Genomic DNA, 5,851 nt, shown 5'->3' with positions numbered 1-5,851 from the left:
GAAAACAAAAAGGGAAGAAAAAAGAAATCCCCTCCCCCCCCCCCCCCCCCCCCCCCCCCCCTCCCCGCCCCTTCCACCCCCCCCCCCGCCGCCCCCGGGGCCCCGCCCAGACACCCGCTCTCAGGAAGGAACTCCGGTGGCCACCTCCACCACCAAGGCCCTGGCCGGCGAGGAGCCGCCCGGCGGGTCCGGCAGGACAGGCGGCGAGGGCAAGGCCCGGCCGCGTGGCGCGCTGCTGCACCGGCTGGACGTCAAGGGCGCCCCGTACGCCTTCGTCGCGCCGTTCTTCGTCGTCTTCGCCGCGTTCAGTTTCTACCCCCTCGTCTACACCTCGTGGATCTCCCTCCACGACGTGGAGCTGGCCACCCTCGACGTGATGGAGTGGGTGGCGTTCGACAACTACGTCGAACTGTGGGGCGACTCGCGCTTCTGGAACGCGCTGCAGAACACGATCACCATCGGCGTCATCTCCACGGTGCCGCAGCTGATGATGGCGCTCGGACTGGCGCACCTGCTCAACTACCGGATGCGCGCCTCGCTGTTCTTCCGCGTCGCGTCGCTGGTCCCGTACGCCACGTCGGTGGCCGCGGCCGCCCTCGTGTTCACCATGATCTTCGAACGCGACTTCGGCATGATCAACTGGGCGCTCGGCACGGTCGGCATCGACCCGGTGAACTGGGAGGCCGACAAGTGGCCCGCCCAGGTCGCGATCTCCACCATCGTCATCTGGCGCTGGACCGGCTACAACGCCCTGCTCTACCTGGCCGCCATGCAGGCCATCCCCGCCGACCGGTACGAGGCGGCCTCCCTCGACGGCGCCTCCCGGTGGCAGCAGTTCACCCACGTCACCATCCCCGGCATCCGCTCCACGATCGTCTTCACCATCGTGCTCTCCACGATCGGCGCCACCCAGCTCTTCGGTGAGCCGCTGATCTTCGGGCAGGGACCCAACGGTGTCACGGGCGGCGCGGACAACCAGTACCAGACGCTGGGCCTGCTGCTGTACGAGGAGGGGTGGAAGAACTACCAGATGGGCCGCTCGGCGACCGTCGCCTGGGCGATGTTCATGCTGCTCGTCCTCGTCTTCGTCGTGCAGCGCCTGATCAAGCGCCTGCGTTCCCGTACGTCCTGACCTGGAGTCGTCATGACCACCCACAGCCTCCCGATCCGGACGGACGCCCCGGACCGGACCCCCGCCGAGAAGCCGGCCGGCCGCGGTGGCCGCCGTCTGCTGCGCCAGCGCGCCGGCCGCCAGCACCACGCCGGCCCGCTCGCCTACGTCCTGCTCGCCGTGATGGCGCTGCTGTCGATCTTCCCGCTGTACTGGACGATGGTGGCCGCCTCCACCGACAACACCCGGGTGAGCCAGACACCGCCGCCCTTCCTGCCCGGACCCAACCTGTTCAGCAACCTCGCCCGGGCCTGGGACGAGGCGGCGATGGGCAAGGCCATGGTCAACAGCCTGATCGTGGCCGGCGTGATCGCCCTGTCCACGGTGATGTTCGCGACCCTGGCCGGGTTCGCCTTCGCCAAGCTGCGGTTCAAGGGCCGCAACGCCCTGCTGATGCTGGTGATCGGCACCATGATGGTGCCGCCGCAGCTCGGTGTCGTCCCGCTGTTCATGATGATGTCCGAGCTGGGCTGGTCGCAGCAGCTGCCCGCCGTCATCTTCCCCACCCTGGTGAGCGCCGTCGGCGTCTTCTTCATGCGGCAGTACCTGTCGGAGGCGCTGCCGGACGAACTCGTCGAGGCCGGCCGCGTGGACGGGGCGCACTCGCTGCGGATCTTCTGGAGCATCGTGCTGCCCGTGGCACGGCCCGCGATGGCAGTGCTGTTCATGATCACGTTCGTGCACGCGTGGAACGACTTCTTCTGGCCGTTCGTCGTGCTCGACATGACCAACCCGACGGTCCCCGTCGCCCTCACCCAGCTCAGCGCGGGTTACGTCCGCGACCAGTCGCTCATCATGGCGGGCGCGCTGCTCGGCACGCTGCCGCTGCTGCTGATGTTCATCGTCTTCGGCCGCCAGATCGTCAGCGGCATCATGGCGGGCGCCGTCAAGGGCTGACCGCCACCGCCGGGCCCGGTGCCGAGCCGCCGGGCCCGCGTCACCCCCCTGCCTCCTGCCTTCGCGCGTTCGCGAACACCCCCACCTCGAAAGGACTTACGTGGTCACCGCAGCACAGCAGACCCCGTCCGCCCCGGACGCCGCCCGTACCTTCCCCAAGGGCTTCCTCTGGGGCTCCGCGACCGCCTCGTACCAGATCGAGGGCGCCGCCACCGAGGACGGCCGGACGCCGTCCATCTGGGACACCTACGCCCGTACCCCCGGCCGGGTCCGCAACGGCGACACCGGTGACGTCGCCACCGACCACTACCACCGCTGGCGCGAGGACGTCGCGCTCATGGCCGAACTCGGCCTGGACGCCTACCGGTTCTCCCTCGCCTGGCCCCGCATCCAGCCCACCGGCCGCGGCCCCGCCGTGCAGAAGGGGCTGGACTTCTACCGGCGCCTGGTCGACGACCTGCTGGACAAGGGCATCCAGCCCGTCGCCACCCTCTACCACTGGGACCTGCCGCAGGAGCTGGAGGACGCGGGGGGCTGGCCCGAACGCGCCACCGCCGAGCGCTTCGCCGAGTACGCCGCCCTCGCCGCGGACGCCCTCGGTGACCGGGTCAAGACCTGGACCACCCTCAACGAGCCCTGGTGCAGCGCCTTCCTCGGCTACGGCTCCGGTGTGCACGCCCCCGGCCGCACCGACCCGGTCGCCGCCCTGCGCGCCGCCCACCACCTCAACCTGGCGCACGGACTGGCCGTCCAGGCGCTGCGCGACCGGGTCCGCGCCGGCGTCCAGTGCTCGGTCACCCTCAACATCCACCAGGTCCGCCCGCTCACCGGGAGCGACGCCGACGTCGACGCGGTCCGCCGGATCGACGCGCTGGCCAACCGGGTCTTCACCGGCCCGATGCTGGAGGGCGCCTATCCGGAGGACCTGTTCAAGGACACCGCGGCGCTGACCGACTGGTCCTTCGTCCAGGATGCCGACCTGCGGCAGATCAACCAGCCGCTGGACTTCCTCGGCGTCAACTACTACACGCCGACCGTGGTCTCCGAGGCCGACGGCAGCGGCACCCACACCTCCGACGGACACGGCAGGAGCGTCCACAGCCCCTGGCCGGCGGCCGACCGGGTCGCCTTCCACCAGCCGCCCGGCGACACCACCGCCATGGGCTGGGCCGTCGACGCCACCGGTCTGTACGACCTGCTGCGCCGGCTGTCGTCCGACTTCCCGCGGCTGCCGCTGGTCATCACGGAGAACGGCGCGGCGTTCGACGACTACGCCGACCCGGCGGGCCAGGTCAACGACCCGGCCAGGATCGCCTACGTCCGGGACCACCTGGCGGCCGTCCACCGGGCCATCGTGGACGGCTCGGACGTGCGCGGCTACTTCCTGTGGTCGCTGCTGGACAACTTCGAGTGGGCCCACGGCTACAGCAAGCGCTTCGGCACCGTCTACGTGGACTACCCGACCGGCACCCGCATCCCGAAGGCCAGCGCGCGCTGGTACTCCGAGGTCGCCCGCACCGGCGTCCTGCCGGGAGCCTGACCGGGACCGGTGCGGTACGGCCGGCCGCCCCGCTCCGTGCCGCACCACGAGCCCGCCCCCGGCCCCGCTTCAGCGGTGGCCGGGGGCGGGCTCCCGTTCGGTGCCGGGTCAGCCGAGCGGGTCGAGCGTGAGCCGGGCCTCGGCCGGGTTGCCGTCGTGCACCAGCGACTCGTGGTGCCCGACGTCGTCGAAGGCGAAGGCGTAGGCCTTGCCGTCGGCCATCCGGTCGTGGATGACGCGGGCGTAGTGGTTGGTCGTGGAGTCGCGGTAGAAGTCCGCCGCCGAGGTGTCGGGCTGGTTCGGGTTGCTCAGCAGCGTGGAGCGGTTGAAGCCGGCGCACAGTGTGCGCGAGATCGGGCCGCGGACCTGGTCGTTGGGTGCGTCCAGGAGCCGGTGGCAGCCGAAGACGCTGGAGGCGTCCGGCTTCTGGAAGCTCGTGACCACCGCTCCCGCGCCGTTGGTGAAGTGCATGACGCCGCCGGAGACCCGGCCGAAGTACCTGGTGCCCGGCTGGTCGGCGAACGGGGTGACGGTGAGCGTGGCGGACGCGTACTTCTGCCAGACGCGGTTGATGTAGCCGTCCATGACCGACGCGGGCAGGGCCCCGGTCTCCAGCCCGTACAGCGGCGACAGGGCCCGCAGTACGGTGCCGTCGGAGCGGGTCTGGATCAGCCCGCCCCAGCCGCTCTGCGCCCGCAGGGCGTCGAAAACGGCCCGGTAGCCGCCCGCTTCGAGTCGCCCGGCGCTGCTCACGCCACCGTCGGCCCGCTGCACGCCGACGGTGTACGGCGCGGAGAACATGTCGACCTGGGTGCTGTTCAGCCACAGGCCGGAGTCGTTGAGGGTGTACTCGGACCAGTTGAACAGGGTGTTGCGGTTCGGGTCGCTCGGGTTCTGCACGGCGGGTTGCACCAGACCGCCGGTGGTCAGCCGGAAGTCGAGCTTCTGACCGTAGGAGAAGTAGATCCGTCCCGACAGTTTCGGTATCCGGATCGTCTTGGTCTGCCCGGCGGCCGGCCCGGGGATGGACGCGTCCGGTGCGGGGGTGGGGGGATTGCCACCGGCGGGCCAGGCGTGGAAGGTGCCGTTCGCGTCGGCCCAGCCCTGCCGTCCCGTCGTCAGCGAGGTGCCCAGCGTGTAGATGTGCACCGCCTCGCCGCGGCCGGCGTTGTTGGTGATCTTCAGGGGGATGGTCGCGGGCACCGCCGCGTCCGCGGGCGGTGAGGCGCCGAACGTGAGCAGGGCGCCGGCCAGGCCCGCGGCCGTGGCGGCGGCGAGCAGACGGTGTTTGAGGCTCGAGAGCACTCTCCACCTCCGTGCGGTGTGGGGGGAGGAAATTGGTCCGTACCGATACTGAGAGCGCTCTCAGAGTTGCGCTGCGACGCGTCCATGTCAATGCTGCGGACACGGAAACGGCGTGCCGGCGAGCGGGGGCGTCCGGTGTGCCGGCCCTGCGAGCGGGGCCGGTCAGCCGGAGTGGTCGGCGGGGGCGCCGAGCACCCTGTACCGGCGTACCGCGGCGGATCCCCGCGGTACCGCCTCGGGCCACAGGCAGTCCAGGACCGAGGCGGACGGAAGGAAGAGCGCCGTGGGCACCGCGCGGCGGGCGAACCAGTCCCACCGCGCGATCTTGTCCGGCTCGGTGACCCGGGGCGCGCCGGCCGCCCGCTCGGTGACGGCGGCGGCCGTCACGCGGGTCAGTCCGTTCAGGCCGTCGACGAGGACTGCCAGGACGCGTACCTCGCGTGCGGGCACCGTGAGACCGGTCTCCTCCCGCAGTTCACGTGCGGCGGCCGTCTCGAAGTCCTCCCCGGTGTCGACCTTGCCGCCCGGGAGTTCCCACCGGCCGTCGTGGCCGAGGCCGAGCAGGACCCGGCCGGCGGGGTCGAGGACGGCGAGGCCCACACCGGTGAGGCTGTGGGAGGCGGGACGGGCACGTCCGGGCCGCTCGGGGCCGGGGGCAGTGGAGTTCACCCGGCCATTCCACACCACCGCGGCGTGCCGCGCCCCGGCGCCCTGCAGCAGATCGCGGGGCACCGACGCGTTCCACGTGCGGGAGAACACCCGGCTACCGCCCTCGTAGCCGTCCGGCGTGGCGTCGACGAAGAAGCTCTCCTCTCGCGAAGATCGGGGGGAGAGAGGAGGACGGGAGGTCAGTGCTGGGTGAGGGTCTGTGGGTAGTCGGTGATGATGCCGTCGACGCCGAGTGCGGCCATGGTGCGGATGGCGCCGGGTTCGTTGAC

Annotated in this window: 5 protein-coding genes and 1 pseudogene; 3 read left to right on the top strand and 3 right to left on the bottom strand. The window is 71.4% G+C overall.

Annotated elements, in window-relative coordinates:
- Nucleotides 1-136 precede the first annotated feature (136 nt).
- The 3 genes from AC07FV_RS34535 (at nucleotide 137) to AC07FV_RS34525 (ending at nucleotide 3,608) form a co-directional block, all read left to right on the top strand.
- Nucleotides 137-1,132: a carbohydrate ABC transporter permease gene (locus tag AC07FV_RS34535; protein ID WP_383648087.1), complete on the top strand. Its 996-nt coding sequence runs from the start codon at nucleotides 137-139 to the stop codon at nucleotides 1,130-1,132.
- Between the two features lie 12 nt (nucleotides 1,133-1,144).
- On the top strand, nucleotides 1,145-2,068 hold the full coding sequence (locus tag AC07FV_RS34530; RefSeq protein WP_479091695.1) for a carbohydrate ABC transporter permease: 924 nt from the start codon (nucleotides 1,145-1,147) through the stop codon (nucleotides 2,066-2,068).
- A 100-nt stretch (nucleotides 2,069-2,168) separates the two neighbouring features.
- On the top strand, nucleotides 2,169-3,608 hold the full coding sequence (locus tag AC07FV_RS34525; RefSeq protein ID WP_479091693.1) for a GH1 family beta-glucosidase: 1,440 nt from the start codon (nucleotides 2,169-2,171) through the stop codon (nucleotides 3,606-3,608).
- A gap of 108 nt (nucleotides 3,609-3,716) precedes the next feature.
- On the opposite strand, the gene AC07FV_RS34520 is transcribed toward AC07FV_RS34525, so the two are convergent.
- The 3 genes and pseudogenes from AC07FV_RS34520 to AC07FV_RS34510 all read right to left on the bottom strand — a co-directional run.
- Entirely contained in the window at nucleotides 3,717-4,913 is a 1,197-nt protein-coding gene (locus AC07FV_RS34520) for a glycoside hydrolase family 64 protein (RefSeq protein WP_479091691.1), read from the bottom strand.
- A gap of 162 nt (nucleotides 4,914-5,075) precedes the next feature.
- A complete protein-coding gene (locus AC07FV_RS34515; protein WP_479091690.1) occupies nucleotides 5,076-5,582 on the bottom strand; it encodes a nucleotide triphosphate diphosphatase NUDT15 in 507 nt (168 codons plus the stop codon).
- Between the two features lie 179 nt (nucleotides 5,583-5,761).
- Nucleotides 5,762-5,851 (bottom strand): annotated as a pseudogene (locus AC07FV_RS34510) (hydrolase); the annotation flags it as partial.

This window comes from Streptomyces sp. NPDC045956, assembly GCF_056430705.1.
The sequence above is the reverse complement of the archived record's forward strand: the minus strand, read 5'-3'. Positions and strand labels throughout refer to the sequence as shown.